Origin of the sequence: Pseudomonas sp. 22490, from assembly GCF_052044465.1 — a bacterium.
GTDB lineage: Bacteria > Pseudomonadota > Gammaproteobacteria > Pseudomonadales > Pseudomonadaceae > Pseudomonas > Pseudomonas aeruginosa.
On the sequence record NZ_JBQENS010000026.1, the window covers coordinates 1 to 23,167 of the forward strand.

Consider the following 23,167-nt stretch of genomic DNA (forward strand, 5'->3'; position numbering starts at 1 on the left):
AATTCGCGACCGAGCATCCCAATCAGGTGTGGTGTGGCGACATCACCTACGTCTGGGCGCAAGGCCGTTGGCACTACCTGGCCGCGGTGCTGGATCTGCATACCCGGCGGGTGATCGGCTGGGCGTTCTCGGCCAAGCCGGATGCCGAACTGGTGATCAAGGCCCTGGACATGGCCTACGAACAGCGCGGCAAGCCACAGCAGGTGCTGTTCCATTCAGATCAGGGCAGCCAGTACGCCAGCCGCCTGTTTCGGCAACGGCTCTGGCGCTATCGGATGCAGCAGAGCATGAGTCGCCGAGGGAATTGCTGGGATAACTCGGCGATGGAGCGCCTGTTCCGCAGTCTGAAGTCGGAGTGGGTCCCGTCAACGGGTTACCTGACGGCGCAGGAGGCCCAACGGGACATCAGTCATTACTTGATGCACCGCTACAACTGGATCAGGCCGCATCAATTCAACGACGGGTTACCACCTGCGGTGGCCGAAGAAAAACTCAACCCACTGTCCGGGATGGGTTGACCACTACAAAGAGCCATCAACGCCTGCTGCAAACCCTCGACACCTTCACTTGGCCCCCTCTTGAGAGAGCTCACTGCATCGCGACGGTCAGGCGACTTTGGAGGCAGAAACTTCGGCGCCAAGAAGCGAAAGGTAGGAAGCAATACAACTTCATCCTGAGCGACAAGGCGATCAAGCGTCTGGACAGGTTCTCCAAAAATCTCGAGCCCTCTAGAGCCCGCATCTTAGAAATCCTCCTGCAGATGGAGGATGAGAAGGATCTGTATCTCAAGGAGCAGATTCGTGTACTGCGAGGGATCGAGCTCTGACACTCAATCGTATGGCAGGAGACCCTGTTGCTAGATCGATTCGAGGAACACCGCAAAGCAGCCTTTAAACGGCGAGATTTTCCGGTGGGACAAAAAGTGGGGCAAAATTCGAGGAATACACAGAACACCCGGCCATAAAAAAATCCAACCACCGCTAAGTGATTGGATTTTCTAGGGATTTTTGGTCGGGACGGAGTGATTCGAACACTCGACCCCTTGCACCCCATGCAAGTGCGCTACCAGGCTGCGCTACGCCCCGACTGTACTTCAAAGCTCAGTGGCTGTGCTTCCGAAGTGAGCCGCACTATATACTAAGCTTCTGATAAGTGGAAGTTTTTTTTGCTTCCGTCACTTTTTCAGGACCAGCAGGACTTCCTCCAGCTCGGCGATCATCTGGCGGATGAGCTGCTTGTACTGGGTGACGTCGTCCTTGGCCTCGTCGCCGGAGAGGCGCTGGCGCGCCCCGCCGATGGTGAAGCCCTGGTCGTAGAGGAGCGCGCGGATCTGGCGGATCATCAGCACGTCCTGGCGCTGATAATAGCGGCGATTTCCGCGGCGCTTCACCGGGTTGAGCTGCGGGAACTCCTGCTCCCAGTAGCGCAGCACGTGGGGCTTGACCGCGCACAAGTCGCTGACTTCGCCGATGGTGAAGTAGCGCTTGCCGGGAATCGGTGGCAGCTCGTCGTTATGACTTGGTTCCAGCATATGCCTCAACCCTGGCCTTCAGTTTCTGCCCTGGACGAAAGGTGACAACGCGGCGGGCCGTGATCGGGATTTCTTCGCCGGTCTTCGGGTTGCGTCCGGGGCGCTGGCGCTTGTCGCGCAGGTCGAAGTTGCCGAAACCGGACAACTTGACCTGCTCGTTATGCTCCAGCGCCTGGCGGATCTCTTCGAAGAACAGCTCCACCAACTCCTTGGCTTCCCGTTTGTTCAGGCCCAGCTCTTCGTACAGACGTTCCGCAATTTCAGCTTTCGTCAGAGCCCCCATACGCTATTTCCTTAACGTGGCATTGAACCTTTCTTCCAACGACGTGACGATGTTCTGCGTCGTGCTATTGACTTCATCGTCATTAAGAGTGCGCGATGGATGCTGCCAGGTCAAGCCGACGGCAAGGCTTTTTCTATGCGGATCAATGCCTTTACCGTGATACACATCAAACAGCCTGAGGTCCGTCAGCCATTCGCCGGCCGCCGCACGGATTTGTGTCAGGATGTCTTGCGCCGGCACGTCCTGGTCCACCAGCAGCGCCAGGTCGCGGCGCACTTCGGGGAAGCGCGACAGCTCGCGGAACTTCGGCAGGTGGCCGTCGACCACTTCGGCCAACAGCAGCTCGAAGAGGAACACCGGCTGCTCGAGGTCGAGTTTCTTCGCCAGTTCCGGATGCAGCGCGCCCAGGTAGCCGACCAGCCGCCCGTCCCGCTCGATGCGCGCGGTCTGCCCCGGGTGCAGCGCCGGGTGCTCGCCGGGCACGAAGCTGAAGTCGCCGAGGGCGCCGGCACTGGCCAGCACTGCCTCGACATCGGCCTTGGCGTCGAAGAAGTCCACGCCGTCACGGCCGTTGGCCCAGCCTTCCGGCAGGCGCTTGCCGCAGATGGCGCCGGCGAGCATGGCTTCCTGCTTCAGGCCTTCCAGTTGACCGACGAAGCGCAGGCCGCTTTCGAACAGGCGGACCCGCGACTGCTGGCGGTTGAGGTTGTGCTGCAGCGCCTTGACCAGGCCCGGCCAGAGGCTGGAACGCATCGCCGCCATGTCGGCGGAGATCGGGTTGGCCAGGGTCAGCGGCTGGGTGCCCGGATCGAACAGTTCGAACAGGGCCGGATCGATGAAGCTGAAGGTGATCGCTTCCTGGTAGCCGCGGGCGACCAGCAGGCGCCGCAGCAGCGGCAGCGCGGCGCGCGCTTCCGGCTTGTTGTTCGGCGCCAGGCGCGCCTGCGGGTAGCGCACCGGCAGGCGATTGTATCCGTAGAGACGGGCCAGTTCCTCGATCAGGTCGACTTCCAGGGAAATGTCGAAGCGATGGCTCGGTACGCCGACCGACCACTGCCCTTCCCCGTCGGCTACCACCGTCAGTTCCAGGGCTTGCAGCAGGCGCACGATCTCGTCGGCGTCCAGCGGCATGCCGAGCATCTGGGTCACGCGCTCGGCGCGCAGGGTGATCGGCGCGACCTTCGGCAGGTGCGCTTCGCTGACCTGCTCGACGATCGGCCCCGGCTCGCCGCCGACGATGTCGAGGATCAGGCGCGTCGCACGCTCCATGGCCTTGCGCGCCAACTGGCTGTCGACGCCGCGCTCGAAGCGATGCGAGGAGTCGGTGTGCAGGCCATAGGAGCGGGCCTTGCCGGCCAGGGCGATGGTGTCGAAGAACGCGGCTTCGAGGAACAGGTCGCGGGTGCTGTCGCTGACGCCGCTGTGCTCGCCGCCCATCACCCCGGCGATGGCCAGGGCGCGCTGGTGGTCGGCGATCACCAGGGTGTCGGCGCGCAGGGTGATTTCCTGGCCGTCGAGCAGGACCAGCTTCTCGCCGTCCTCGGCCATGCGCACGCGCACGCCGCCGTTGATCTCGGCAAGGTCGAAGGCATGCATCGGCTGGCCCAGTTCGATCATCACGTAGTTGGTGACGTCGACCACCGGGTCGATACTGCGAATGTCGGAACGGCGCAGGCGCTCGACCATCCACAACGGGGTCGGCCGGCTCAGGTCGACGTTGCGGATCACCCGTCCGAGATAGCGCGGGCAGGCGGCCGGCGCGTCGAGTTCGACCGGACGGGTCTCGTCGTGCTGCGCGGCGACCGCATCCACCGCCACCGGCGCCAGCGGTACGTCGTAGATGGCGCTGACTTCGCGGGCCAGGCCGGCGAGCGACAGGCAGTCACCGCGGTTCGGGGTCAGGCCAACCTCGATGGTGTAGTCGTCCAGCTCCAGGTAGGTGCGGACGTCCTGGCCGACCGGCGCGTCGGCCGGCAGCTCGAGCAGACCGGCGTTCTCTTCGCTGATCTGCAATTCCTTGGCCGAGCAGAGCATGCCGAAGGACTCGACGCCACGCAGCTTGGCTTTCTTGATCTTGAAGTCGCCCGGCAGTTCGGCGCCGATCATGGCGAAGGGAATCTTCAGGCCCGCGCGCACGTTGGGCGCGCCGCAGACGACCTGGAAGGTCTCGCTGCCGTTGCTGACCTGGCAGACGCGCAGCTTGTCGGCGTCCGGATGCTGTTCGGTCGAGAGCACCTCGCCGACCACCACGCCGCTGAAGGCGCCGGCGACCGGCAGGTCGGCGTCGACCTCGAGGCCGACCATGGACAGGCGAGCGACCAGCTCGTCATGGGAAACCTGCGGATTTGCCCAGCTCCGCAGCCACTTTTCACTGAATTTCATCCTGTTCTCCTAAGGAATCCGGTTGCGTTCTGGCCTAGCGGAATTGTCCGAGGAAGCGCAGATCGTTATCGAAGAACAGACGCAGGTCGTTCACCCCGTAGCGCAGCATGGCCAGGCGCTCGGCGCCCATGCCGAAGGCGAAGCCCTGGAATTTCTCGGGATCGATGTTGGACATGCGCAGCACGTTCGGGTGCACCATGCCGCAACCCATGACTTCCAGCCAGCCGGTCTGCTTGCACACGCGACAGCCGTTGCCGCTGCAGATCACGCACTGAATGTCCACTTCGGCCGAGGGCTCGGTGAAGGGGAAGAAGGACGGACGGAAGCGCACTTCGAGCTGCTTCTCGAAGAAGGCGCGGAGGAATTCCTCGATGGTGCCCTTGAGATCGGCGAAGCTGACGCCCTCGTCCACCAACAGGCCTTCCACCTGGTGGAACATCGGCGAGTGGGTCAGGTCGGAGTCGCAGCGGTAGACGCGCCCCGGGCAGACAATGCGGATCGGCGGCTGCTGGGACTCCATGGTCCGCACCTGCACCGGTGAGGTGTGGGTACGCAGCAGCATGTTCGCATTGAAATAGAAAGTGTCGTGCATGGCACGCGCCGGGTGGTGGCCCGGAATGTTGAGCGCTTCGAAGTTGTGGTAGTCGTCTTCGACTTCCGGGCCTTCGGCGACTTCATAGCCGATGCGGCTGAAGCACTGCTCGATGCGCTCCAGCGTGCGGGTGACCGGATGCAGGCCGCCGCTCAGCTGGCCACGACCGGGCAGGGTGACATCGATGCGCTCCGCGGCCAGCCGGGCGGCCAGCGCGGCCCCTTCCAGCTCGGTCTTACGCGCGTTCAGCGCATCCTGGACCTTTTCCTTGGCCACGTTGATCAGCGCGCCAACCTTCGGCCGCTCTTCGGCCGGCAGGTCGCCCAGGGTCTTCATCACCTGGGTCAGTTCGCCTTTCTTGCCGAGGTAGTGAACCCGGATCTGCTCCAGGGCATTGACGTCTTCGGTGTGTCGCACAGCCTCCAATGCTTGAGAGACCAGCGCATCCAGGTTTTCCATGTATGGACTCCAGATACAAAATAGGGGAAGAGCGGTAAGGCTCTTCCCCTATCGGTGACGTTACGTCCGGACCGAAGTCCGGTGATTGTCGTAGGGCTTAAGCCAAGCTTGCCTTCGCTTTCTCGACAATCGCGGTAAACGCCGCTTTTTCGTTCACTGCCAGATCGGCCAGGACCTTACGGTCGATCTCGATGGCCGCCTTTTTCAGGCCGGCGATCAGGCGGCTGTAGGACAGACCGTTCTGACGAGCACCAGCGTTGATACGGGCGATCCACAGTGCGCGGAACTGACGCTTGCGCTGACGACGGTCACGGTAGGCGTATTGGCCAGCCTTGATCACCGCCTGCTTGGCAACGCGGAACACGCGCGAGCGTGCACCGTAGTAGCCCTTGGCGAGCTTCAGAATTTTCTTGTGACGACGACGGGCGATAACGCCACGCTTAACACGAGCCATGAATTAATCCTCTACCTTAATAATCAGCGCAGACGCAGGGAGCGTTCTACGCGCGCAACGTCAGACTTGTTCAGCATCGAGGTGCCGCGCAGTTGACGCTTACGCTTGGTGGTCATCTTGGTCAGGATGTGGCTCTTGAAGGCGTGCTTGTGCTTGAGGCCACCAGCAGTCTTCTTGAAGCGCTTGGCCGCGCCACTTTTGGTCTTCATCTTTGGCATGTTCGGATACTCCGCATTGAGTGATTACGCATAACCGCAAGGCCTGCCAGTGCCCTGGTGGTTACTTTTTCTTCTTGGGAGCGATGACCATCATCAGCTGGCGTCCTTCCAGCTTAGGATGCTGCTCGACGGTGCCGTACTCCACGAGGTCGGCTTCGACCCGCTTCAACAGCTCCATCCCCAGCTCCTGGTGAGCCATCTCACGGCCGCGGAATCGCAGGGATACCTTGGCCTTGTCCCCTTCACTAAGGAAACGTACCAGGTTGCGTAGTTTTACCTGGTAATCCCCTTCTTCCGTCCCTGGACGAAACTTGATTTCTTTGACCTGCGCCTGCTTCTGGTTCTTCTTGGCGACCGCAGCCTGCTTCTTCTTCTCGAACAGGTGCTTGCCGTAGTCCATGATGCGGCAGACAGGAGGCACCGCGTCGGCCGAAATCTCAACCAGGTCCAGCTTCGCCTCTTCGGCTAGGCGGATCGCCTCATCGATCGAAACAACACCAACCTGCTGGCCATCAGCTCCAATCAACCGTACCTCACGAGCCGAGATGTTCTCGTTGATCGGGGGTTTCGGTTGAGCTCGCTTATCCTGTCTCATTTCACGCTTAATAATGATTACTCCGAGTCTTGGCGACCACGCCGGGAAACCGCCTGTGCCAACAGCTCAGCGAACTGGGTGACGGGCATGGAGCCCAGGTCTTCCCCTTCGCGCGTACGCACCGCGACGGCCTTCGATTCAACTTCCCGATCTCCAATAACCAAGAGATAGGGAACCTTGAGCAAAGTATGCTCGCGGATTTTAAAGCCGATCTTCTCGTTTCTCAAGTCGGACTTGGCACGGAATCCGCTTTCCCCGAGGATCCGCACCACCTCGGCGGCGAAATCGGCCTGCTTGTCGGTGATGTTCATCACCACTGCCTGGGTCGGCGCCAGCCAGGCCGGGAAGGCTCCGGCGTAGTGCTCGATGAGCATGCCGATGAAGCGCTCGAAGGACCCGAGGATCGCACGGTGCAGCATCACCGGGCGCTTACGGTTGTTGTCCTCGGCGATGTAGCTGGCGTCCAGGCGCTCCGGCAGGTTCGGGTCGTACTGCAGGGTGCCGCACTGCCAGTTACGGCCGAGGCAGTCCTTCAGGGTGAACTCGATCTTTGGCCCATAGAACGCGCCCTCGCCCGGCTGGTATTCCCAGGCCAGGCCGGATTCGTTCAGTGCATCGGCCAGCGCGCCTTCGGCGCGATCCCACAGCTCGTCGGAACCGACGCGCTTGGCCGGACGGGTCGACAGCTTCATGGCGATGTCGGTGAAACCGAAGTCGCGGTAGACCTGCAAGGTCAGCTTGATGAAATCGGCCGCTTCCTTCTTCACCTGCTCTTCGGTGCAGAAGATATGCGCGTCGTCCTGGGTGAAGCCGCGTACACGCATGATCCCGTGTAGCGCGCCGGACGGCTCGTTGCGGTGGCAGGCGCCGAACTCGGCGAGGCGCAGCGGCAGGTCACGATAGGACTTCAGGCCCTGGTTGAAGATCTGCACGTGGCACGGGCAGTTCATCGGCTTGACCGCGTAGTCGCGGCTTTCCGAGGAGGTGGTGAACATGTTCTCGGCGTAGTTCGACCAGTGGCCCGAACGCTCCCAGAGGATGCGGTCGACCACCTGCGGGGTACGCACTTCGACATAGCCATGGTCGCGCTGGACCTTGCGCATGTACTGCTCGAGCACCTGGTAGACGCTCCAGCCATTCGGGTGCCAGAACACCATGCCCGGCGCTTCTTCCTGCAGGTGGAACAGGTCGAGCTGCTTGCCGATGCGGCGATGGTCGCGCTTCTCGGCCTCTTCGATGCGCTGGATATAGGCCGCCAGTTGCTTCTTGTCGGCCCAGGCGGTGCCGTAGATGCGTTGCAACTGCTCGTTCTTCGAGTCGCCGCGCCAGTAGGCGCCGGAAATCTTGGTCAGCTGGAACGCCTTGAGGAAGCGGGTGTTCGGCACGTGCGGGCCGCGGCACATGTCCACGTACTCCTCATGGAAGTACAGGCCCATGGCCTTCTCGTCCGGCATGTCGTCGATCAGGCGCAGCTTGTAGTCTTCGCTACGGGATTTGAACAGCTCGATGACCTCGGCGCGCGGGGTCATCTTCTTGATCACGTCGTAGTCCTTGTCGATCAGCTCGCGCATGCGCTGCTGGATCGCCGCCATGTCCTCGGGGGTGAAGGGGCGCTCGAAGAAGATGTCGTAGTAGAAGCCTTCCTCGATCACCGGGCCGATGACCATCTTCGCGGTCGGATAGAGCTGCTTGACCGCATGGCCGACCAGGTGGGCGCAGGAGTGGCGGATGATCTCCAGTCCTTCCTCGTCCTTGGGCGTGATGATCTGCAGGGTCGCGTCGCGATCGATGGTGTCGCAGGCGTCGACCAGGCGGCCGTCGACCTTGCCGGCGAGGGTCGCCTTGGCCAGGCCCGCGCCGATGGATTGGGCCACCTCGGCCACGGAGACCGGGTGATCGAAGGAACGTTGACTGCCGTCGGGAAGAGTAATGATGGGCATGGCGCCTCCTCTCCTAGTGGTGACCCCTACCAAAGGCCACGTGGGTTGGGATGTGCCAGTAAGCGTCGCCCGCCGGGCCGGCCTGCCTCACAGTGGCAGGCGCCTTGCGGCACCCCTGCGCCGAAGCGCGCGGACGGAGATCACTGGGAATGGATACTGACGAAAAACGCCGGAGCTGATCCGGCGCGAAGCGCCCATGGTAAAGCATCCGCGGCGAGCTGACGAGCGGTCAGTTCGCCCGGCCTCGCTTCAGGACGTTTCCACGTCCGGCGCAACGCCATCGACGCGCGCCAGGAACTCCAGCACCGACCGGTTGAAAGCCGCCGGACGGGTGGCATTGAGGCCATGGGACGCGCCCTGGATGCGTTGCAGCTCGGCGCGCGGCAGGGCCGCCGCCAGCGCCTCGGCAGTGGCCGGGAATGGCAGCGGGCTGCGTTCGCCATTGAGGATCAGGCTCGGCAGGTCGATCGAGCGCAGTTCCGTCAGCGCCAGCGCCGGCGGCTGGTCGGCCACCTGCCCGACCAGGGTCATGGCGTTGTCCAGGGTCATTCGGCGGAACGTCGCCGACGAGCGTTTCCATACCCCGGCGCCGCTCACCGTATCGACGAACAGTTCCAGTCCCCGTTCCGCCTCGCCGCCACGGATCAATTCGAGCGCCTGGCGCCGGAACTGGTTGCGTTCCAATGGTTCCTCGGGCGCAGGCAGGCCGGCGTGGGCGTAGACCTCGGCGGCATAGTCGCCGCCGGGATCGGCCAGGCTCAGCGAACGCAGGGCGTCCGGAGCGGCCAGCGCCAGGCGCAACGCCAGGTTGCCGCCACGGGAATGGCCGAGCAGGTGTACCGGCTCGCCGAGCCGCTCGACCAGCGCCAGCAGGTCGGCGACGTGGCGGGCGCTGGTGAAGTCCGCACCCTGCCCGTCCCAGCGCTCGGGGTAGTAGTGACGCAGGCTCGGCACGATCAGCCGGTGGTGCTCGCCGAGGCTGCGTAACTGCCATTGCCAGTAGCGGTAGTCGCACAGCGAACCGTGGACCAGTAGCACCGGCGTGCCTTCACCCAGGTCCTGATAGACCAGTTGATACCCATCCACCTCGAACGAGGCGAGTTCGCCACTCATGCACGCAACCCTTTCGGTTTCTTTTTCGACTCAGCGCGACGAACGGTGAGCGGGCCCGCAGCCCGATGCACGGCATCGCCTGGAAAAGATGGATGTTAACGGCCTGAGGTCACGCCCCGTAATGACAAATAGGTCTAGGGCCGTCTCGCCCGCTGGACTAGGCTGGAAGTTCCCCTGCGGAGGTGACGCCGATGAATACGCCGATCTTCTACGAGCTATTCCGCAACCACCCGCTGCATGCCCCGTCCGCCCGGACCCTGGCGAGCATGCTGGCCCTCGGCCTGGCACTGGCCGGGGTATGGGCCCTGTTGCTGGGCTGGGGCATCGGCCTGGGCATCGACAACTTCGCCATGTACTTCGGCTGGACCGCCCTGCTCATGACCATCCTCCTGGTCGCGCTGTTCCTCGGCGCCACGCTGTTGCGCATGGAGGCCATCTGGCTGGCTTTCCTGCTCGCCCTGCCCCTGCTGACCAGCCTGACCGGCTGCCTGGCCCTGGTCGGTGCCGGCCCCGAATGACCGCGTTTCAGACCATGGTCGAAGACCGATTGCAGTAATTCCCCTTCCCGCAGGGTCTATCCTTGGGTAAGAGGAGGACGAACCATGACTCCCGAATCCTTCGTCACATTGCTGATCGTCGCCTGGCTGGGCCTCGCCGGCGTCACCCTATGGGCCTTCCTGCGCGTGCCGCGTCGGCGCGCACGCCTGCAACGCAAGGCACGGCAAGCCGAAAACCGGCATCCCGCACGGCCGCCACAGCCTCTTCCGCAGCGCAGCTGAAGCCGCCATGCCGACCGGTCACGGCAGGAAGGCGTGCTGGGAAACCCCCAGCAACAGATAGGCCGCCAGCACGGTGAACGCGAGAAAACCCACGACGTAACGCAGCATCCCGACTCCTGTCAGTCATTTCATCCCTGATGCTGACCCGAACGACCTTGCATCGTTCTGCGCCAGCCTGCCGAAGCGCCGAACGGGCAGGCCAGCCCTGGCCTTCCCTTCCGACACGAGCGGGGGCCGGTCGATCCTCGCCCAGCCCCCTCGAAGCTTCACTCTAGCACTCTCGCCCGCCCTGCCGGAGGTCTCCGCCAGGATTCCGGACGAACCGTTCAGCCCGCCATGTAGCTCGGCAGGCCGCGCTCCTGCAGACGACGCAGGGTGCCGACCACATCCACCGGCAGGCTCCCCGCCTCCAGGGCCAGGTCACGGCGCACGGCGTTGATGAACCAGTACATGCGCTTCTCGTCGGCCAACTGGGCGGCGGACACCACGCGACGGGTCACGATCTCTTCGCCGTTGCGCAGGGTCAGCAGGGCGCCGCCGTCCGGACGCATCTGGGTGGATACGGCAAAGGTGGCCTGGAAGGCATCGAACAGCATCTTGATGGACTTTTCCATGATCGTTTATCCCCTCTTGCATGAAAACCGACCGCGAACTTCAGCGCAGCCGCAACACGGGGAAAGGTGGCAGCTTTCATGCCAGCCACATGGAAAATTAAAACCATTTAAAATCAATAGCTTGTGAAAATACTCAGCGAAGCGGTCCGTGCAAACTGCAAGATCGTGCGAAATGCATCATGCGATTTGCCAGCAGGCTCAGTCGGAAAACAGCGGCCGGCCCCGCGCATCGAAGCCGCGCACCCGGTACAGCGCCGCTTCCGCCAGCGACAGCGCGGCCGCCGGACTCTCGCACGGCGGCTGGCCCGGCAGCACCAGCCATTCGGTGCGTCCGTCGTCGATGCTGGTTATCTCGATCTCGGCCAGATAGCCACTGTCCTCGCGCAACCAGGTGGCGCGCAGTTCGAACTCGCCAAAACGCCTGCCGGACACCCGCCAGCCTCCCTTCGGAAAAGTCGTCTCAGTGTAACCAGGCCGGGCGTCGATCAGCCAGCCAGGTCGGCCAGCGCCTCGCGCTCCTCGTCGCGCAGGGTCAGGACCCGGCAACCCCGCTCGGTGACCAGCACGGTGTGCTCGTACTGGGCCGACAGGCGGCGGTCGCGAGTGGTCACGGTCCAGCCGTCCTTGTGCAGCTTCACCGCGTGGCCGCCCTGGTTGATCATCGGTTCGATGGTGAAGGTCATCCCGGCCTTCAGCCGCGCACCCGCGCCAGCGCGACCGAAGTGCAGGACCTGCGGCGCCTCGTGCATCTTGCGGCCGATGCCATGCCCGCAGTATTCGCGGACCACCGAATAACCGTTGGCTTCGGCGTGACTCTGGATGGCATGCCCGATATCGCCGAGGGTGGCGTCCGGGCGCACCACGCGGATCGCCCGGTACAGGCATTCGCGGGTGACGTCGAGCAGCTTCTGCGCCTGGCGGTCGATGGCGCCGACCCGGTACATCTTGCTGCTGTCGCCGAAATAGCCGTCCTTGATCACCGTGACGTCGACGTTGACGATATCGCCGTCGCGGAGGATCTGCTGCGCCGACGGCCAGCCATGGCAGACCACCTCGTTGACCGAGGTGTTCACCGTGAACGGATAGCCGTACTGCCCCTTGCTGCCGGGAATCGCCGCGAGGGTGTCGACGATGTAGCGCTCGCAGAAGCGGTCGATCTCTACCGTGCTGATGCCTGGCCGCACCACCTCGTCGAGGGCTTCGAGGACTTTCGCGGTGAGCGCGCCGGCCACGCTCATGCGCTGGATTTCCTCCGCGCTCTTGATCATCCCGAGATCCTCGCCGCGTCCTGCTCGCGGCGGTCGCTTTCGCGCGCTTCGTCCATCAATTGGCGTAGCACCTGCGCATAGGTCAGGCCGGGATTGGCTTCGATCAGCATGCCGATGCGCATCCAGTGCTCAGCCTGGGCATTGATCGAGCGCGACATGGCCTTGCAGGCGATGCGCGCCTCTTCGTGCAATTGCTCGGAAATCTTCACCAGGCCCACACTACACCTCGACTACAAAACATATACGGAACGTATACTAACCATCGCATGGACGCGCCGCAAACGGGAAGGTCCGCCCCTCGCCTGGCCATGGACTGGCCACGATTGGCATCTCCTGCAAAATCAGTAACATGCGGATTTTTTTGGAAGTTGCCGCATGCTTTCCCGTTTGTTTGTAGGCCTTTTCGCCCTCCTCCTCGCCAGCGCCGGCCAGGCCAACGCCCCGCGCACGTTCTCCGAAGCGAAGAAAATCGGCTGGAAGCTCTACGCCCGGCAATCCGTGGAGTTCTACTGCGGCTGTCGCTACTCGGGAAATCGTGTCGACCTCGCCAGTTGCGGCTACAAGCCGAGGAAGAACGCCAACCGCGCGCGGCGCATCGAGTGGGAACACATCGTCCCGGCCTGGGTGATCGGTCACCAGCGGCGCTGCTGGCAGAACGGCGGGCGGAGCAACTGCGCGAGGCACGACAGCACCTACCAGCGCGCCGAGGCCGACCTGCACAACCTGGTGCCGAGCATCGGCGAGGTCAACGGCGACCGCAGCAACTTCGGCTTCGGCTGGCTGCCGCAGAAACCCCAGCAATACGGCGCCTGCCCGATGGTGGTGGACTTCAAGGCGCGCAAGGCGATGCCACGCCCGCAGATTCGCGGGATGATCGCCCGCACCTACTTCTACATGAGCGACCGCTACGGCCTGCGCCTGTCGAAGCAGGATCGCCAGCTCTACAACGCCTGGCACAAGCAGTACCCGCCACAGACCTGGGAGCGCCAGCGCAACCACATGGTCGGCTGCGTGATGGGCTGGGGCAATCCCTATGTCGGCCCGGTGGACCTGGCGACCTGCAGCAACCTATCCTCGCGTCGACGCTGACCTCCGCCGGAGTAGCCCATGATCTTCCGCACCCTCGCCCTGTTGCCGCTCTGCGCCGCCCTGGCGTTCGCCGCCGACGCCGGGGAGCGCCGCTTCGACTGCACGGTGGTGGCGATACACGACGACGCCAGCCTGGGCTGCCGCCTGCCCGGCGCGAACAAGGCGCTGCGCATCCAGCTCAATGCCGTCGAGCTACCGGCCGCCGAGCCCTGGCGTCGGCGCGCCCGGGAAGCCCTGGAAGACATGCTGCTCGGCAAATCGACGACCATCCGCGAGCAAGGCCGCGACGCGCGCTTCCGCATCCTCGGCGCGGCCTGGGTCACCCCGGCCGACTGCCCCACCTGCGGACATACCCTGGATGCCGGGCTGGCCCTGCTGACCATTGGCCTGGCCAGCTGGCGCGACGCGCCGGACAGCGGCCAGACGGCCGAGGCGCGCGGCCAGTACCGGTTCGCCGAGGAAGAAGCGCGGGCGCGCAAGGCTGGCCAGTGGCGACCGCGCGACGCCGCTCCTAGAGATGGATCTCCGCGAACTTGATGCCCAGCCCGCGCAGCTCCTTGACCGCGTCGTCGAGCCGGCGGAACGACATCACCTCGTCGCTCTCGTCGACCAGGAAATAGCTGCGCCCGCCGTCCTTCTTGAAGAACACGATCCATTCCCTGGCCAGGGTGGGATTGGCGATGATGTGGGTCGCCGAGATCTTCCCTGCCGCCTGCCTGTCCCGAACCTTCTCGCGCTTCATTGCCTTCCCGTCAGCTGTGTGGAAAGGCGGAATTATCGCATCATCGGTTCCCGCGGCGAAAAAACTCAGCGTGCCGCCATCGCCATTTCCATGCCCGGCACGGCCAGTTCCCGGCGGATGCTGCGGATCAGCCACTCGGTCTCCGGCGGCGCGCTGAGCTGCGGCGAGGGTATGGTGCGAGCCACGTAGCGGCCGTCGGCGGCCTGCAACTGCAACAACAGCGCGCCGTCATGGCGGCTCTTGCTGGACAACTGGAACTCGGGAAAGGCAGCGGCGATTTTCTTCAGGTCGACAGACATGGTGCGCTCCATTTCTGAGAAGTTGGACGGAGGCCCGCCGCGCGGCGGGCAGGCGCAGTCTGGCTAACGGATGCGACCGAATGATGACGCCGGCGACGAACCAATTCGCCCGCCGTGGCGTCCCAGAAAGGACGCGACGAATTTCACCCAACGGAAAATGCCTGGCGGCAAGCGGCCATCGGTGGTCGATCGTCATCGGCACGCACACAGCAAGGAGATGGAATGTTCCGTACGGCTTATCGGGAAATAGGCCTGTTCGGCCTGGTCAAGCGCACAGTGAACGAGTTCCTCGAGGACGACATGCCGACCTACGCCTCGGCCCTCGCCTATCAGATGCTGTTCTCGCTATTTCCGTTCCTGCTGGTGCTGATCACCCTCGTAGGCTACTTGCACCTACCGGAGTTCTTCGCCTGGCTGCGCGAGCAGGCGGCGTTGCTGCTGCCGCCCGAGGCGATGGATCAGGTCAACCCGGTGATCGACCAGTTGCAGCAGCAGAAAGGCGGCCTGCTGTCGATCGGTATCGCGGTGGCGCTGTGGACCTCCTCGGCGGGCATCCGCTCGATGATGATCGCGCTCAACGCCGCCTACGACGTGAAGGAGAGCCGCCCGGTATGGAAGCGCTTCTCCCTGTCGATCCTCTACACCCTCGGCATCGCCCTGTTGTTGCTGGTGGCGGCCGGCCTGATGGTCACCGGGCCGCAGGTGATCGCCTGGATCGCCGGCCTGGTCGGTCTGGAACAGTACCTGGTGACGCTCTGGACCTGGCTGCGCTGGCCTCTTGCGGTGTTCCTGCTGATGCTCGCGGTGGCGCTGTTCTACTACCTGGTGCCGGATGTCGAGCAGCGTTTCCGCTTCATCACTCCAGGCTCGGTGCTCTCGGTGATCGCCTGGATCGCCGCGTCCCTCGCCTATGGCTTCTACGTGAAGAACTTCGCCAACTACAACGCCATGTACGGCAGCATCGGGGCGATCATCATCCTCCTGCTGTACTTCTACCTGTCGGCGGCAGTGGTGCTGTTCGGCGCCGAGCTGAACGCGGTGATCGAACACCATTCGGAAGACGGCAAGGACCCTGGCGAGCGCGAACTTCCGGACAACGACGACCCCGAACTCAAGGCTTGAGCAGGGCGTCGGCCTCGCTGACGCTGGCCTTGCCGGTGGCGCGCCGGTACAGACACAGCTCGCGGCCCTGGTGGCCCTGCATGTGCGGCTGCGGATAGCGGCCCTGCAGGAGCAGCGCCGAATAGCCCACCTCATCGTCGAAGGGCAGTACCTGCCCCACCGCGCGCACCTGGCGCAAGCCGCTGGCTTTCAGGCAGGCGGCACGCACCATGGCGTCGTGCGCCTGCCACGCCTCGGCCGTGGAAGCCCAGGCCGGCGCCGAACCGAGCAGCAGGCAGACCAGCGATCCCGCAACCACCCTCGACATTGCGCACCTCGCATCGCCGGAAACAGGCAGGAAAAGAGAAGCCCCCGGGACCACAGCGGCAACTAAAGGCCCCGGGGGCGATGAGGCGGCAGTTACACCTCGCAGCAATGGACATTGCCCCGCGAAAAATAGTTCTACGCTCGCCGACGAAGCGCTCAGCCGGCCCAGCCCAGCACCAGCGCAGCCAGGGCCAGGTAGCGGAGCGTCTTGGCCAGGCCGACGATCAGCAGGAAACTCCAGCAGGGCTCACGCATGATGCCGGCCACCAGCGTCAGCGGATCGCCGATGACCGGCACCCAACTGAGCAGCAGGGTCCAGCGGCCGTAGCGGCGATAGTGTCGCTGCGCCCTGAGCAACTGCACCTCGCCCACGGGAAACCAGCGGCGACCGCGGAAATGCTCGAGGTAGCGACCCAGCCACCAGTTGACCCAGGAACCCAGCACATTGCCGACGATGGCCAGCGCCAGCAGCCACGCGACCGACTGGCCGCCGCGCAGCAGCAAGGCGGCCAGCACGGTTTCCGACTGCAACGGCAGCAGGGTCGCCGAACCGAACGCCGAGAGGAACAGCCCGGCGTACGCGGCCCAGTCAGTCAACACCCGAACGCTCCCAGCGCCATTCGCATCCCCACTCCAATCCGGAAAAAACTGACCTGGGACAGCCGTCCCGAGGCCGGCGAAGCATACCCTGGCAGGCAAGGGCATTTCCCCGGTTATCCGAAAAGGAGGCAGGCCATGTTCATTCCCGGCCATCTGCATCTCGCCTCGGCCAGCGAAGTCGACCGCCAGGCATTCGATATCCACCTGCGCTACCGGGTCCTGGAGGCCGAGGCCCGCCCGGTGGCCGTACACTTCGACATGGAGGGCCGGATCGACGGCCAGCCTTTCAGCGAAAGCTTCGAACTGCCGCGCGACGCCGCCGTGCATTTCGCCAGCCGTGCCAGTCGCCTGGCCCGGCGCCACGGCCTGCGCTTGCGGCAGGGACCGATCGTGCGCCAGCGCCGCGAGTACGACGCTATGTTCGACGACCTGCGCCGACGCCTGAAACTCAAGAGCGGCGAAGCGATCGACCTCGACCGCTACCTGCGCGGCGAGGCCGGGGCATCCTGAAACGGCTCTCCCGCATGCTACGGAAGCCCCCGACGCAGGCCATGCCGTGCAACTTTCAGCGAAGCGGGCGACTCCATACCTAGGTAACCATCCTCGTCAAGGAGACCGACATGACTCTGAAAACCCGCTCCGCTCGCGCCAAGCAGGCTATCCAGGACCAGGCCATGGCCGAACTGCAGGACCTGATCGCCGAGGTGGACCAGTTGATGAGCGGCACCGGCAGCCTGGCCGGCAAGGAGGGCGCGAACCTGCGTGAACAGATCAATTCCGTGCTGCATCGTGGTCGCGACGCCATCGAGCGCACCCGCCGCGGCGTGGTGCAACGCAGCCAGGCGGCCGCCGAAGCGACCGAGGAATACGTCGAGGACCATCCCTGGCAGACCATCGCCGTATCGGCCGGCGCCGGCTTCCTCCTCGGCCTGCTGGTGGGCCGCCGCTAGGGCGTTTCCGCAGGCAACAGAAAGCCCGCGCTCGGCGGGCTTTTCGGCAAGGCAAGGGCCTTGGCTCAGGCGGAGATCGCCGCCTCCAGCGGCCAACTCAGTTCCCAGGTTCCCTTCAAGGCTTCCGCCTCGTCACGGCTGGTGAAGGGGCCGGCCCACATGGCGCCGTCCACCATCAGGATCCAACAGGCCAGCAATCCCTTGCTGCGCAGCGATTCGGGAACGGACGTCCCCACCAGCACGGCGACTTCGATTCTGGACATAGGCTGACTCCGGTTATCATTAGCTTGCTAATAATAAGCGCCCGCCCCTTCGCCATGAAGCACGCCGCGCACAACAGTCTTTTTCATCTGCGACAAAATTACCCACCCCCGGCTCCCACGGCGGCCCTGCCGTCCCGCCGGCTATAGTGGAAAAACAGCGAATCCAGGAGGAACCGTCATGGACACCAGCCCGCACACCTTTTCCAACCTGTTCCGCCAGTTGGGGCTCCCCGCTGGGCGGGACGACATCGTCGCCTTTCTCGCCCGGCACCACCTCGAGGAGGGCACGGCGCTGCCCGATGCGCCATTCTGGAACCCTGCCCAGGCCAGCTTCCTGCGCGAGGCCCTGGCCGAGGACTCCGACTGGGCCGAACAGGTCGATGAACTGGCCTTGCAACTGACCCGCTGAAAAAACGCAAACTGATGCGCTGACGGCTCTATCGTGCGGAACTTGCTATGAGTTGGCGGGGAATTTCAAGTCACCGGCATCGATAGCCACTATCAGTCCAAAGCATTTTTCCCCAGCGGAGCGGCGTGAGATCGTAGCGGCGTCGGGAGAACCCCAAGTCCCCGACGCTCCTTTGAAGACCATCGCCCTCCCCCCGCAGATGGTCTTTTTTTTGCCCGCGATTCGGCCGTGCCCCGACCGGCTGGCCCAGGACATGGAACATTCCGTTACGTCCCCCACTGAACTTTTCACCCGTGCCTCGGTGTCTTACCCTGCTCGCGTTACCACGTAAGGAGAACCTCAAGGACATGAAAGCACTACTGATCGCCGCCGGCGTTGCCGCTCTTTCCAGCACCGCCATGGCCGCCAAACTGGATGAAAAGGTTCCCTACCCGAAGGCAGATGCCGGCTTCACCCGCCAGGTCATCCACCTGCCGAAACAGGACGCGGAAGACGCATTCAAGGTCGAGATCATCGCCGGCAAGACCCTCGAGGCCGACTGCAACCAGCAGCGCCTGGGCGGCGAGCTGGAAGAACATACCCTGGAAGGCTGGGGCTACTCCTACTACCGCCTGGACAAGGTCAGCGGGCCGATGAGCACGATGATGGCCTGCCCCGGCCAGAAGAAGGAGCAGCGCTTCATCCCGGTGGTCGGCGAAGGCTTCCTGCTGCGCTACAACAGCAAGCTGCCGATCGTGGTCTATGCGCCGAAGGACGTGGAGGTCCGCTATCGGATCTGGTCGGCGTCCGAAAAGGTCGAGAAAGCGGTCAGCGAATAAACGCCGCGCATGAAAAAGCCGCCCACGGGCGGCTTTTTTCGTTGCGCCGGCTTCAGCCCGGCGCCAGGCCGATGTTCAGGCCGGAGTCCACGGTGATCCGGTAATGCGTGGTCTGCCCGTTCTGCACATGCACCACCTGCTTGGGCGCCTCGCCGCGGCAGATCCCATCGCCCTGCACGGATACCACCCGCAGCCCCGCCGGAAGACGGAAACGCGCGCTCTCGCCAGCCTGGATCTCGGCGGCCAGGCGGCTATCGATGATCAAGCGGGTATTGCAGACGCTGCCGAGGAACTCGCGGTCCCGGGAAACCACCAGGAAGGCGTCGCCGTCGTCACGGAACTGGTAGTTGTACAAACGCTCCTTCGGTACCTGGTCCGTCTCGTCGAGCGAGGGCGTCGATGTCGAACAACCCGCCAGCAAGACGGCCCCCAGTAGCATCCCCAAAATCCGCATAGTGACCCCAATCCGTTCATCGAAATGCCGTACCCCATCCTCGCCGGGGCAGACCTTCATGGCTTGCGGTCGTACTTCCTCCCTGAACCGGCACCACAGCGCACGTCCGTCTAAGGTAGGCGATTTGCCCCGGCCAAGGCGAGCGCGAATGGCGCTGAAGAAAAAAAATCCTCAGACGGAGGCCACCTCGCCGGCCGGCAACGCGGAAGTCGGGAGGCCGAACAGGCGATCGAAGGCCCAGTTGAAGAGGAAGGTGTAGCACGGGATCAGGACGATCAGCGCCAGGTCCAGCCAGAACGCCTCCAGCAGGGAAATCCCCATCCACCAGGCGATCAGCGGGATCAGGTAGACCACCAGGGTCAGCTGGAAGCCGATGGCGTGCGCCACCCGCCGCGCAACGCTGCGTCCGCGCACGGCCTGGCGCCGCTCCCAGAACTCGAACAGGCAGTTGTAGATGAAGTTCCAGGTCACCGCGACGGTGGTAATCACCACCGCCAGGGGGCCGGTGGTAGTGGGCGTGGAACCGGCGAGCAGGGCCAGCCCCAGGGTCGAGATACTCATCCCGATCAATTCGTAGGCGGTCACGTAGACCAGTTTGCGCTTGATGCCTTGCACGTGGACCTCTCGGGCGTGATAGCGGAAGGGCGGGCAAGGTTGGATCAATTTTCTTGACAGAAAAAGTCAGCAGCTTTCAGATCTGCTGATAGGAGAATTGCCATGAACTTTTCCAGCGATACCATCGAGCTGTTCCTCGCCGTCCTCGACCGCGGCTCCTTTTCCGGCGCCGCCCGTGCCTTGGGTCGAGTGCCTTCGGCGGTGAGCATGGGCATCGCCAACCTGGAGGCGGAGCTGGGTTTCGCCCTTTTCGAGCGAACCCACCGCGAAGCCCGTCCTACGGCGCTGGCCAGGGCCCTGGCACCGCAAGCGCGGATGATCGCCGAGCAGCTCGCTCAGTTGCAGGTGCATGCGCTGGAACTCTCCCAGGGATTGGAAAGCCGCCTGTCGCTCGGCGTGGTTGCGGACATCGACAGCGGGCGGCTGTTCGGCGCCCTCCGCACCCTTTCCGAGCGCTACCCGCTGCTCGATGTCGAGGTGCTCAGCGCGGCGCAGGACGATGCCCTCGCCCTGCTCCATGGCGGCCGCATCAGCCTGTGCTTCGGATTCGCCGGCATCAGCGTGAACCCGCAGGAGCGCTTCCAGTATGTCGGCGCGGAATCGCTGGTCGCGACCATCTCGCCGCGCCATCCCGCCCTGCAGAAGCCGGGGCAGGCGCTGTACCTGGAAGAGCTGGTGAACGTGCGGCAGATCCTGGTGGCCAGTTGCGACCTGCCGTTGGCCGACACCCGTCCGCTGATTGCCGGCGCCTGCTGGCGCACCGACAGCCTGGGCACGGCGCTGGAAATGGTCGAGGCGGGGATCGGCTGGGGCAATTTCCCGTTGTCCCGGGTCGCGCCGCTGCTGGCAACGGGAAGGCTGGTACGCCTGGACTTCAGGAATACCAAGAACGAGCTGAAACTGCCTGTCCACGCTATCTGGCTGAAAAACCAGCCATTGCGCAAGGCCGCCCAGGAACTGGTTGGCATGCTGGCCACCCGTCCCGATTGAAGCGTTATGCAATGCACTTCACAGAAAAAACGAGACCCGTCACGCGAATCGCCGCACACGCCGGCTCCCCGGCCTCCAGTACTTGATCTCGATCAAGCGCAGCGCCGGCCATAGGCAGATGATCGTTCTGCGGCCATCCTCCGTTTGCGGCCGTAGAGCTCCGGACACTTCATGCTAGGGGGGCCGGAGCTCTTCCCTCTTCCTCGCGGCTCAGGAACAGGTCCTGGCCGCATCGATGAAGGCCCCGCGGGTGACCCAGGGCTGCTGATCATGGATTCGCACCAGGCTGCCACCCCCCGCCGGCTGCACCTCCAGCCACTGACCGGCGTCCGCCAGGCGATAGCCGCGGCCTTCCTCCACCAGCGCCACGCCGGGCGCCTGGCGTTGCCACTTGGGCAAGACGCACATCGCGTAATCGTAGGGAGCCTTGCTGGTGCTGGCGGCCAGCGCCGGGGCGTTCGAAGCGGGAGGCGAGGCACAGGCGGACAGGGCCAGGGCGGCGAATACAGCGATAAGAATCTTCATGTCACGTCCCTCTTTGTCGATCCGTTCACGATTCGACGGTATCACCGCCCAAAGCGAGAACTGCAGCGACTTCGCGGCATGGTACTTATCGATAAGGTTGATATTGCAGGCGCATGACGAAGCGATCCGGCAACGCCCGATTCAGAGCCGATGGAAGGGGCTTTCCTTGCACTTTGGTTATTAGCAAATGACTCGAAGCTTTCTTGGATCGAACAATGTTCTGGTATTGTTGCGCCGCCAACGGGAGAAACAAGAATCCAGAACCGCCACGCACGGTAAATGGGACAAATGACTCCCGTGCACTTCGAACCTTGCGCTTCCTTCAATTTCAGCGCACATCAAGCCAACAACCAGGAACAATAAGATGTTGAAGAAAAGGATTTGCCTGCTGGCACTGGGCATCGCGACTGCAAGCCAGGCGATGGCCAATGACCAAGAAGCAGCAAAGGGGTTTGTCGAGGACAGCCACCTCGATCTGTTCTTCCGCAATGGCTACATCAGCCGTGACTACAAACATGGCCGGCAGGACAAGGCCGAGTGGGGCCAGGCCGCCACTGCCACCTTCACCTCCGGCTTCACCCAGGGGACGGTGGGCGTCGGTGTCGACGCGTTCGGCCTGTACGCGGTACGCCTGGACGGCGGCAAGGGTCGTAGCGGCGCCGCCGGTATCGACTTCTTCAAGCAGGGCGACAGCGGCTCCGCGGCGGACGATCTGTCCAAGGGCGGCGCGGCGGTGAAGTTCCGCATCTCCAACACCGTGCTCAAGTACGGCGACCAGATGCCCAGCCTGCCGGTGCTCAGCTACGACAACTCGCGCCTGCTCCCGGAAAGCTACAGCGGCACCCTGATCACCTCCAAGGAGATCGAGGGCCTGGAGCTGAACGCCGGTCGCTTCACCGCGGAATCCCGCAAGAGCGCCGAAGGGCGCGACAGCGGCGGCCTGAAGAGCATCAACGTGTTCGGCGGCAAGTACGCCTTCACCGATCACTTCAACGCCTCGCTGTACGCTTCCGACGTCGAGGACGTACTGAAGAAGCAGTACATCAACCTGAACTACACCATCCCGCTGCAGGCCGACCAGTCGCTGAACTTCGACTTCAACGGCTATCGCACCAAGCTGGACAGCGACTTCGCCGACCAGAACTTCAACGGTAACCGCGACAACAAGATCTGGAGCCTGGCGGCGTCCTACACCATCGACGCCCACACCTTCATGATCGCCCACCAGCGCAACACCGGCGACACCGGCTACAACTACGGCTGGTACCAGAACGCCGGCGGCATCGGCGACGGCGGCACCACCATCTGGCTGGCCAACTCCTACTGGTCGGACTTCAACGCCGAGGACGAGCGTTCCTGGCAGGTCAGCTACGCCCTGGACTTCGCCAAGTACGGCGTGCCCGGCCTGACCTACCGCGTAGCCTACGTGCGCGGCGACAACATCAAGACCGCCGAGACCAGCAACGGCAAGGAGCGCGAGATCTTCAACCAGGTCCAGTACGTGGTGCAGAGCGGTCCGGCCAAGGACCTCACCCTGCGTCTGCGCAGCTCGTTCCTGCGTGTCTCCAACGACGCTCGCTCGTACAACGACGACGGCAACGAAATCCGTGCCTTCGTCGAGTACCCGTTCAGCGTGTTCTGATCGAACCTGCGAGCGCGACGAGAACCCCGGGCCAGTCCCGGGGTTTTCTTTTTTGCGTTTCGTGCGCCAGTTCAACCTTATCGGGTAGAGCCGTACAGCTTCGGAAAGCCAGTGA

Annotated in this window: 32 protein-coding genes, 1 tRNA gene and 1 pseudogene; 12 read left to right on the top strand and 22 right to left on the bottom strand. The window is 63.7% G+C overall.

Going from position 1 to position 23,167, the window contains the following annotated elements; genetic code table 11:
* Window positions 1-518 (top strand): annotated as a pseudogene (locus tag ACTJJX_RS24690) (IS3-like element IS222 family transposase); the annotation flags it as partial.
* A gap of 490 nt (window positions 519-1,008) precedes the next feature.
* On the opposite strand, the gene ACTJJX_RS24695 reads toward ACTJJX_RS24690, so the two are convergent.
* From ACTJJX_RS24695 to ACTJJX_RS24740, 10 genes are all read right to left on the bottom strand, one after another.
* Window positions 1,009-1,085: transfer RNA gene (locus tag ACTJJX_RS24695), tRNA-Pro, on the bottom strand.
* Window positions 1,086-1,174: 89 nt separating this feature from the next.
* A complete protein-coding gene (locus ACTJJX_RS24700) occupies window positions 1,175-1,531 on the bottom strand; it encodes a MerR family transcriptional regulator (protein WP_003090655.1) in 357 nt (118 codons plus the stop codon).
* A complete protein-coding gene (ihfA, locus tag ACTJJX_RS24705) occupies window positions 1,512-1,814 on the bottom strand; it encodes an integration host factor subunit alpha (RefSeq protein ID WP_003090661.1) in 303 nt (100 codons plus the stop codon). The genes ACTJJX_RS24700 and ihfA overlap by 20 nt, the downstream gene beginning before the upstream one ends.
* 3 nt (window positions 1,815-1,817) lie before the next feature.
* Window positions 1,818-4,196 (bottom strand): phenylalanine--tRNA ligase subunit beta, encoded by a 2,379-nt coding sequence (gene pheT / locus ACTJJX_RS24710; protein ID WP_016852716.1) that lies wholly within the window; start codon window positions 4,194-4,196, stop codon window positions 1,818-1,820.
* 34 nt (window positions 4,197-4,230) lie between these two features.
* The gene (gene pheS / locus ACTJJX_RS24715; RefSeq protein WP_003090666.1) at window positions 4,231-5,247 is read right to left on the bottom strand and encodes a phenylalanine--tRNA ligase subunit alpha; all 1,017 of its coding nucleotides are present in this window, start codon (window positions 5,245-5,247) and stop codon (window positions 4,231-4,233) included.
* A gap of 97 nt (window positions 5,248-5,344) precedes the next feature.
* Window positions 5,345-5,701: a 50S ribosomal protein L20 gene (rplT, locus tag ACTJJX_RS24720; protein WP_003099086.1), complete on the bottom strand. Its 357-nt coding sequence runs from the start codon at window positions 5,699-5,701 to the stop codon at window positions 5,345-5,347.
* Window positions 5,702-5,724: 23 nt separating this feature from the next.
* Window positions 5,725-5,919: a 50S ribosomal protein L35 gene (gene rpmI / locus ACTJJX_RS24725; protein ID WP_003090673.1), complete on the bottom strand. Its 195-nt coding sequence runs from the start codon at window positions 5,917-5,919 to the stop codon at window positions 5,725-5,727.
* 61 nt (window positions 5,920-5,980) lie between these two features.
* A complete protein-coding gene (gene infC, locus ACTJJX_RS24730; RefSeq protein WP_003119938.1) occupies window positions 5,981-6,532 on the bottom strand; it encodes a translation initiation factor IF-3 in 552 nt (183 codons plus the stop codon).
* Window positions 6,532-8,454 carry a threonine--tRNA ligase gene (gene thrS, locus ACTJJX_RS24735; protein WP_016852715.1) on the bottom strand — a complete coding sequence of 641 codons (1,923 nt, stop codon included), beginning with the start codon at window positions 8,452-8,454 and terminating at the stop codon, window positions 6,532-6,534. The genes infC and thrS overlap by 1 nt, the downstream gene beginning before the upstream one ends.
* Before the next feature lie 249 nt (window positions 8,455-8,703).
* Complete coding sequence (locus ACTJJX_RS24740) at window positions 8,704-9,567, bottom strand: alpha/beta fold hydrolase (RefSeq protein ID WP_003116601.1); 864 nt, start codon at window positions 9,565-9,567, stop codon at window positions 8,704-8,706.
* Window positions 9,568-9,758: 191 nt separating this feature from the next.
* On the opposite strand from ACTJJX_RS24740, the gene ACTJJX_RS24745 reads away from it, so the two are divergent.
* Both ACTJJX_RS24745 and ACTJJX_RS24750 read left to right on the top strand, forming a co-directional pair.
* On the top strand, window positions 9,759-10,085 hold the full coding sequence (locus tag ACTJJX_RS24745; RefSeq protein WP_003090681.1) for a hypothetical protein: 327 nt from the start codon (window positions 9,759-9,761) through the stop codon (window positions 10,083-10,085).
* A gap of 84 nt (window positions 10,086-10,169) precedes the next feature.
* Window positions 10,170-10,346 carry a hypothetical protein gene (locus tag ACTJJX_RS24750; protein ID WP_003099098.1) on the top strand — a complete coding sequence of 59 codons (177 nt, stop codon included), beginning with the start codon at window positions 10,170-10,172 and terminating at the stop codon, window positions 10,344-10,346.
* A gap of 326 nt (window positions 10,347-10,672) precedes the next feature.
* On the opposite strand, the gene ACTJJX_RS24755 is transcribed toward ACTJJX_RS24750, so the two are convergent.
* The 4 genes from ACTJJX_RS24755 to ACTJJX_RS24770 all read right to left on the bottom strand — a co-directional run bounded on the left by ACTJJX_RS24755 (window position 10,673) and on the right by ACTJJX_RS24770 (window position 12,446).
* Window positions 10,673-10,960, bottom strand: a complete 288-nt coding sequence (locus tag ACTJJX_RS24755) for a DUF3509 domain-containing protein (RefSeq protein WP_003090684.1) — start codon at window positions 10,958-10,960, stop codon at window positions 10,673-10,675.
* Window positions 10,961-11,158: 198 nt separating this feature from the next.
* Window positions 11,159-11,392 (bottom strand): hypothetical protein, encoded by a 234-nt coding sequence (locus tag ACTJJX_RS24760; RefSeq protein ID WP_003090686.1) that lies wholly within the window; start codon window positions 11,390-11,392, stop codon window positions 11,159-11,161.
* A 53-nt stretch (window positions 11,393-11,445) separates the two neighbouring features.
* Complete coding sequence (gene map / locus ACTJJX_RS24765) at window positions 11,446-12,228, bottom strand: type I methionyl aminopeptidase (protein WP_016852714.1); 783 nt, start codon at window positions 12,226-12,228, stop codon at window positions 11,446-11,448.
* Window positions 12,225-12,446 (bottom strand): ParD-like family protein, encoded by a 222-nt coding sequence (locus ACTJJX_RS24770; RefSeq protein WP_003090688.1) that lies wholly within the window; start codon window positions 12,444-12,446, stop codon window positions 12,225-12,227. Before ACTJJX_RS24770 ends, map begins: the two co-directional genes overlap by 4 nt.
* 157 nt (window positions 12,447-12,603) lie before the next feature.
* On the opposite strand from ACTJJX_RS24770, the gene ACTJJX_RS24775 reads away from it, so the two are divergent.
* Together ACTJJX_RS24775 and ACTJJX_RS24780 are read left to right on the top strand one after the other, a co-directional pair.
* A complete protein-coding gene (locus tag ACTJJX_RS24775) occupies window positions 12,604-13,317 on the top strand; it encodes an endonuclease (RefSeq protein ID WP_003099106.1) in 714 nt (237 codons plus the stop codon).
* 18 nt (window positions 13,318-13,335) lie between these two features.
* Window positions 13,336-13,854, top strand: coding sequence for a thermonuclease family protein (locus ACTJJX_RS24780; protein ID WP_003099108.1), 519 nt, complete (start codon window positions 13,336-13,338; stop codon window positions 13,852-13,854).
* Here ACTJJX_RS24780 and ACTJJX_RS24785 read toward each other — a convergent pair.
* Window positions 13,829-14,059: a hypothetical protein gene (locus tag ACTJJX_RS24785; protein WP_003090795.1), complete on the bottom strand. Its 231-nt coding sequence runs from the start codon at window positions 14,057-14,059 to the stop codon at window positions 13,829-13,831. The genes ACTJJX_RS24780 and ACTJJX_RS24785 overlap by 26 nt on opposite strands.
* Before the next feature lie 65 nt (window positions 14,060-14,124).
* Window positions 14,125-14,358 carry a DUF3509 domain-containing protein gene (locus ACTJJX_RS24790; RefSeq protein WP_003090796.1) on the bottom strand — a complete coding sequence of 78 codons (234 nt, stop codon included), beginning with the start codon at window positions 14,356-14,358 and terminating at the stop codon, window positions 14,125-14,127.
* Window positions 14,359-14,580: 222 nt separating this feature from the next.
* On the opposite strand from ACTJJX_RS24790, the gene ACTJJX_RS24795 reads away from it, so the two are divergent.
* The gene (locus tag ACTJJX_RS24795; RefSeq protein ID WP_003090797.1) at window positions 14,581-15,480 is read left to right on the top strand and encodes a YihY/virulence factor BrkB family protein; all 900 of its coding nucleotides are present in this window, start codon (window positions 14,581-14,583) and stop codon (window positions 15,478-15,480) included.
* Here the strand turns inward: ACTJJX_RS24795 and ACTJJX_RS24800 are convergent.
* Window positions 15,470-15,787: a hypothetical protein gene (locus ACTJJX_RS24800; RefSeq protein WP_016852713.1), complete on the bottom strand. Its 318-nt coding sequence runs from the start codon at window positions 15,785-15,787 to the stop codon at window positions 15,470-15,472. The genes ACTJJX_RS24795 and ACTJJX_RS24800 overlap by 11 nt on opposite strands.
* A 155-nt stretch (window positions 15,788-15,942) precedes the next feature.
* Window positions 15,943-16,386: a YqaA family protein gene (locus tag ACTJJX_RS24805; protein WP_003099113.1), complete on the bottom strand. Its 444-nt coding sequence runs from the start codon at window positions 16,384-16,386 to the stop codon at window positions 15,943-15,945.
* A 135-nt stretch (window positions 16,387-16,521) separates the two neighbouring features.
* On the opposite strand from ACTJJX_RS24805, the gene ACTJJX_RS24810 reads away from it, so the two are divergent.
* Together ACTJJX_RS24810 and ACTJJX_RS24815 are read left to right on the top strand one after the other, a co-directional pair.
* Window positions 16,522-16,896 (top strand): DUF5064 family protein, encoded by a 375-nt coding sequence (locus ACTJJX_RS24810; RefSeq protein WP_003090800.1) that lies wholly within the window; start codon window positions 16,522-16,524, stop codon window positions 16,894-16,896.
* Between the two features lie 110 nt (window positions 16,897-17,006).
* Complete coding sequence (locus tag ACTJJX_RS24815) at window positions 17,007-17,336, top strand: DUF883 family protein (RefSeq protein WP_003090802.1); 330 nt, start codon at window positions 17,007-17,009, stop codon at window positions 17,334-17,336.
* Window positions 17,337-17,401: 65 nt separating this feature from the next.
* On the opposite strand, the gene ACTJJX_RS24820 is transcribed toward ACTJJX_RS24815, so the two are convergent.
* Window positions 17,402-17,599, bottom strand: a complete 198-nt coding sequence (locus ACTJJX_RS24820) for a hypothetical protein (RefSeq protein ID WP_003090804.1) — start codon at window positions 17,597-17,599, stop codon at window positions 17,402-17,404.
* A 178-nt stretch (window positions 17,600-17,777) separates the two neighbouring features.
* Here ACTJJX_RS24820 and ACTJJX_RS24825 point away from each other — a divergent pair, with 178 nt between their 5' ends.
* Together ACTJJX_RS24825 and eco are read left to right on the top strand one after the other, a co-directional pair.
* On the top strand, window positions 17,778-18,008 hold the full coding sequence (locus ACTJJX_RS24825) for a DUF2789 domain-containing protein (protein ID WP_003090806.1): 231 nt from the start codon (window positions 17,778-17,780) through the stop codon (window positions 18,006-18,008).
* 347 nt (window positions 18,009-18,355) lie between these two features.
* Window positions 18,356-18,826 carry a serine protease inhibitor ecotin gene (gene eco, locus ACTJJX_RS24830; RefSeq protein WP_003090808.1) on the top strand — a complete coding sequence of 157 codons (471 nt, stop codon included), beginning with the start codon at window positions 18,356-18,358 and terminating at the stop codon, window positions 18,824-18,826.
* A gap of 52 nt (window positions 18,827-18,878) precedes the next feature.
* On the opposite strand, the gene ACTJJX_RS24835 is transcribed toward eco, so the two are convergent.
* The gene (locus tag ACTJJX_RS24835) at window positions 18,879-19,265 is read right to left on the bottom strand and encodes a 3-isopropylmalate dehydratase large subunit (RefSeq protein ID WP_016852712.1); all 387 of its coding nucleotides are present in this window, start codon (window positions 19,263-19,265) and stop codon (window positions 18,879-18,881) included.
* A gap of 186 nt (window positions 19,266-19,451) precedes the next feature.
* Entirely contained in the window at window positions 19,452-19,895 is a 444-nt protein-coding gene (locus ACTJJX_RS24840; protein WP_016852711.1) for a PACE efflux transporter, read from the bottom strand.
* Between the two features lie 102 nt (window positions 19,896-19,997).
* Here ACTJJX_RS24840 and ACTJJX_RS24845 point away from each other — a divergent pair, with 102 nt between their 5' ends.
* Window positions 19,998-20,885 carry a LysR family transcriptional regulator gene (locus ACTJJX_RS24845; protein ID WP_003099119.1) on the top strand — a complete coding sequence of 296 codons (888 nt, stop codon included), beginning with the start codon at window positions 19,998-20,000 and terminating at the stop codon, window positions 20,883-20,885.
* Between the two features lie 210 nt (window positions 20,886-21,095).
* Here ACTJJX_RS24845 and ACTJJX_RS24850 read toward each other — a convergent pair whose 3' ends face one another.
* Window positions 21,096-21,410, bottom strand: coding sequence for a hypothetical protein (locus ACTJJX_RS24850; RefSeq protein WP_003143770.1), 315 nt, complete (start codon window positions 21,408-21,410; stop codon window positions 21,096-21,098).
* A 364-nt stretch (window positions 21,411-21,774) separates the two neighbouring features.
* On the opposite strand from ACTJJX_RS24850, the gene ACTJJX_RS24855 reads away from it, so the two are divergent.
* Window positions 21,775-23,052, top strand: coding sequence for an OprD family porin (locus ACTJJX_RS24855; protein WP_003099122.1), 1,278 nt, complete (start codon window positions 21,775-21,777; stop codon window positions 23,050-23,052).
* Window positions 23,053-23,167: the final 115 nt, after the last annotated feature.

What these genes read in the sequence shown, in the direction of transcription:
- ACTJJX_RS24700 (WP_003090655.1), bottom strand. Translation starts at nt 1,531, where the DNA reads ATGCTGGAACCAAGTCATAACGACGAGCTGCCACCGATTCCCGGCAAG.
- ihfA (WP_003090661.1), bottom strand. Translation starts at nt 1,814, where the DNA reads ATGGGGGCTCTGACGAAAGCTGAAATTGCGGAACGTCTGTACGAAGAG.
- pheT (WP_016852716.1), bottom strand. Translation starts at nt 4,196, where the DNA reads ATGAAATTCAGTGAAAAGTGGCTGCGGAGCTGGGCAAATCCGCAGGTT.
- pheS (WP_003090666.1), bottom strand. Translation starts at nt 5,247, where the DNA reads ATGGAAAACCTGGATGCGCTGGTCTCTCAAGCATTGGAGGCTGTGCGA.
- rplT (WP_003099086.1), bottom strand. Translation starts at nt 5,701, where the DNA reads ATGGCTCGTGTTAAGCGTGGCGTTATCGCCCGTCGTCGTCACAAGAAA.
- rpmI (WP_003090673.1), bottom strand. Translation starts at nt 5,919, where the DNA reads ATGCCAAAGATGAAGACCAAAAGTGGCGCGGCCAAGCGCTTCAAGAAG.
- thrS (WP_016852715.1), bottom strand. Translation starts at nt 8,454, where the DNA reads ATGCCCATCATTACTCTTCCCGACGGCAGTCAACGTTCCTTCGATCAC.
- ACTJJX_RS24740 (WP_003116601.1), bottom strand. Translation starts at nt 9,567, where the DNA reads ATGAGTGGCGAACTCGCCTCGTTCGAGGTGGATGGGTATCAACTGGTC.
- ACTJJX_RS24745 (WP_003090681.1), top strand. Translation starts at nt 9,759, where the DNA reads ATGAATACGCCGATCTTCTACGAGCTATTCCGCAACCACCCGCTGCAT.
- ACTJJX_RS24750 (WP_003099098.1), top strand. Translation starts at nt 10,170, where the DNA reads ATGACTCCCGAATCCTTCGTCACATTGCTGATCGTCGCCTGGCTGGGC.
- ACTJJX_RS24755 (WP_003090684.1), bottom strand. Translation starts at nt 10,960, where the DNA reads ATGGAAAAGTCCATCAAGATGCTGTTCGATGCCTTCCAGGCCACCTTT.
- map (WP_016852714.1), bottom strand. Translation starts at nt 12,228, where the DNA reads ATGATCAAGAGCGCGGAGGAAATCCAGCGCATGAGCGTGGCCGGCGCG.
- ACTJJX_RS24775 (WP_003099106.1), top strand. Translation starts at nt 12,604, where the DNA reads ATGCTTTCCCGTTTGTTTGTAGGCCTTTTCGCCCTCCTCCTCGCCAGC.
- ACTJJX_RS24780 (WP_003099108.1), top strand. Translation starts at nt 13,336, where the DNA reads ATGATCTTCCGCACCCTCGCCCTGTTGCCGCTCTGCGCCGCCCTGGCG.
- ACTJJX_RS24785 (WP_003090795.1), bottom strand. Translation starts at nt 14,059, where the DNA reads ATGAAGCGCGAGAAGGTTCGGGACAGGCAGGCGGCAGGGAAGATCTCG.
- ACTJJX_RS24790 (WP_003090796.1), bottom strand. Translation starts at nt 14,358, where the DNA reads ATGTCTGTCGACCTGAAGAAAATCGCCGCTGCCTTTCCCGAGTTCCAG.
- ACTJJX_RS24795 (WP_003090797.1), top strand. Translation starts at nt 14,581, where the DNA reads ATGTTCCGTACGGCTTATCGGGAAATAGGCCTGTTCGGCCTGGTCAAG.
- ACTJJX_RS24800 (WP_016852713.1), bottom strand. Translation starts at nt 15,787, where the DNA reads ATGTCGAGGGTGGTTGCGGGATCGCTGGTCTGCCTGCTGCTCGGTTCG.
- ACTJJX_RS24810 (WP_003090800.1), top strand. Translation starts at nt 16,522, where the DNA reads ATGTTCATTCCCGGCCATCTGCATCTCGCCTCGGCCAGCGAAGTCGAC.
- ACTJJX_RS24815 (WP_003090802.1), top strand. Translation starts at nt 17,007, where the DNA reads ATGACTCTGAAAACCCGCTCCGCTCGCGCCAAGCAGGCTATCCAGGAC.
- ACTJJX_RS24820 (WP_003090804.1), bottom strand. Translation starts at nt 17,599, where the DNA reads ATGTCCAGAATCGAAGTCGCCGTGCTGGTGGGGACGTCCGTTCCCGAA.
- ACTJJX_RS24825 (WP_003090806.1), top strand. Translation starts at nt 17,778, where the DNA reads ATGGACACCAGCCCGCACACCTTTTCCAACCTGTTCCGCCAGTTGGGG.
- eco (WP_003090808.1), top strand. Translation starts at nt 18,356, where the DNA reads ATGAAAGCACTACTGATCGCCGCCGGCGTTGCCGCTCTTTCCAGCACC.
- ACTJJX_RS24835 (WP_016852712.1), bottom strand. Translation starts at nt 19,265, where the DNA reads ATGCTACTGGGGGCCGTCTTGCTGGCGGGTTGTTCGACATCGACGCCC.
- ACTJJX_RS24845 (WP_003099119.1), top strand. Translation starts at nt 19,998, where the DNA reads ATGAACTTTTCCAGCGATACCATCGAGCTGTTCCTCGCCGTCCTCGAC.
- ACTJJX_RS24850 (WP_003143770.1), bottom strand. Translation starts at nt 21,410, where the DNA reads ATGAAGATTCTTATCGCTGTATTCGCCGCCCTGGCCCTGTCCGCCTGT.
- ACTJJX_RS24855 (WP_003099122.1), top strand. Translation starts at nt 21,775, where the DNA reads ATGTTGAAGAAAAGGATTTGCCTGCTGGCACTGGGCATCGCGACTGCA.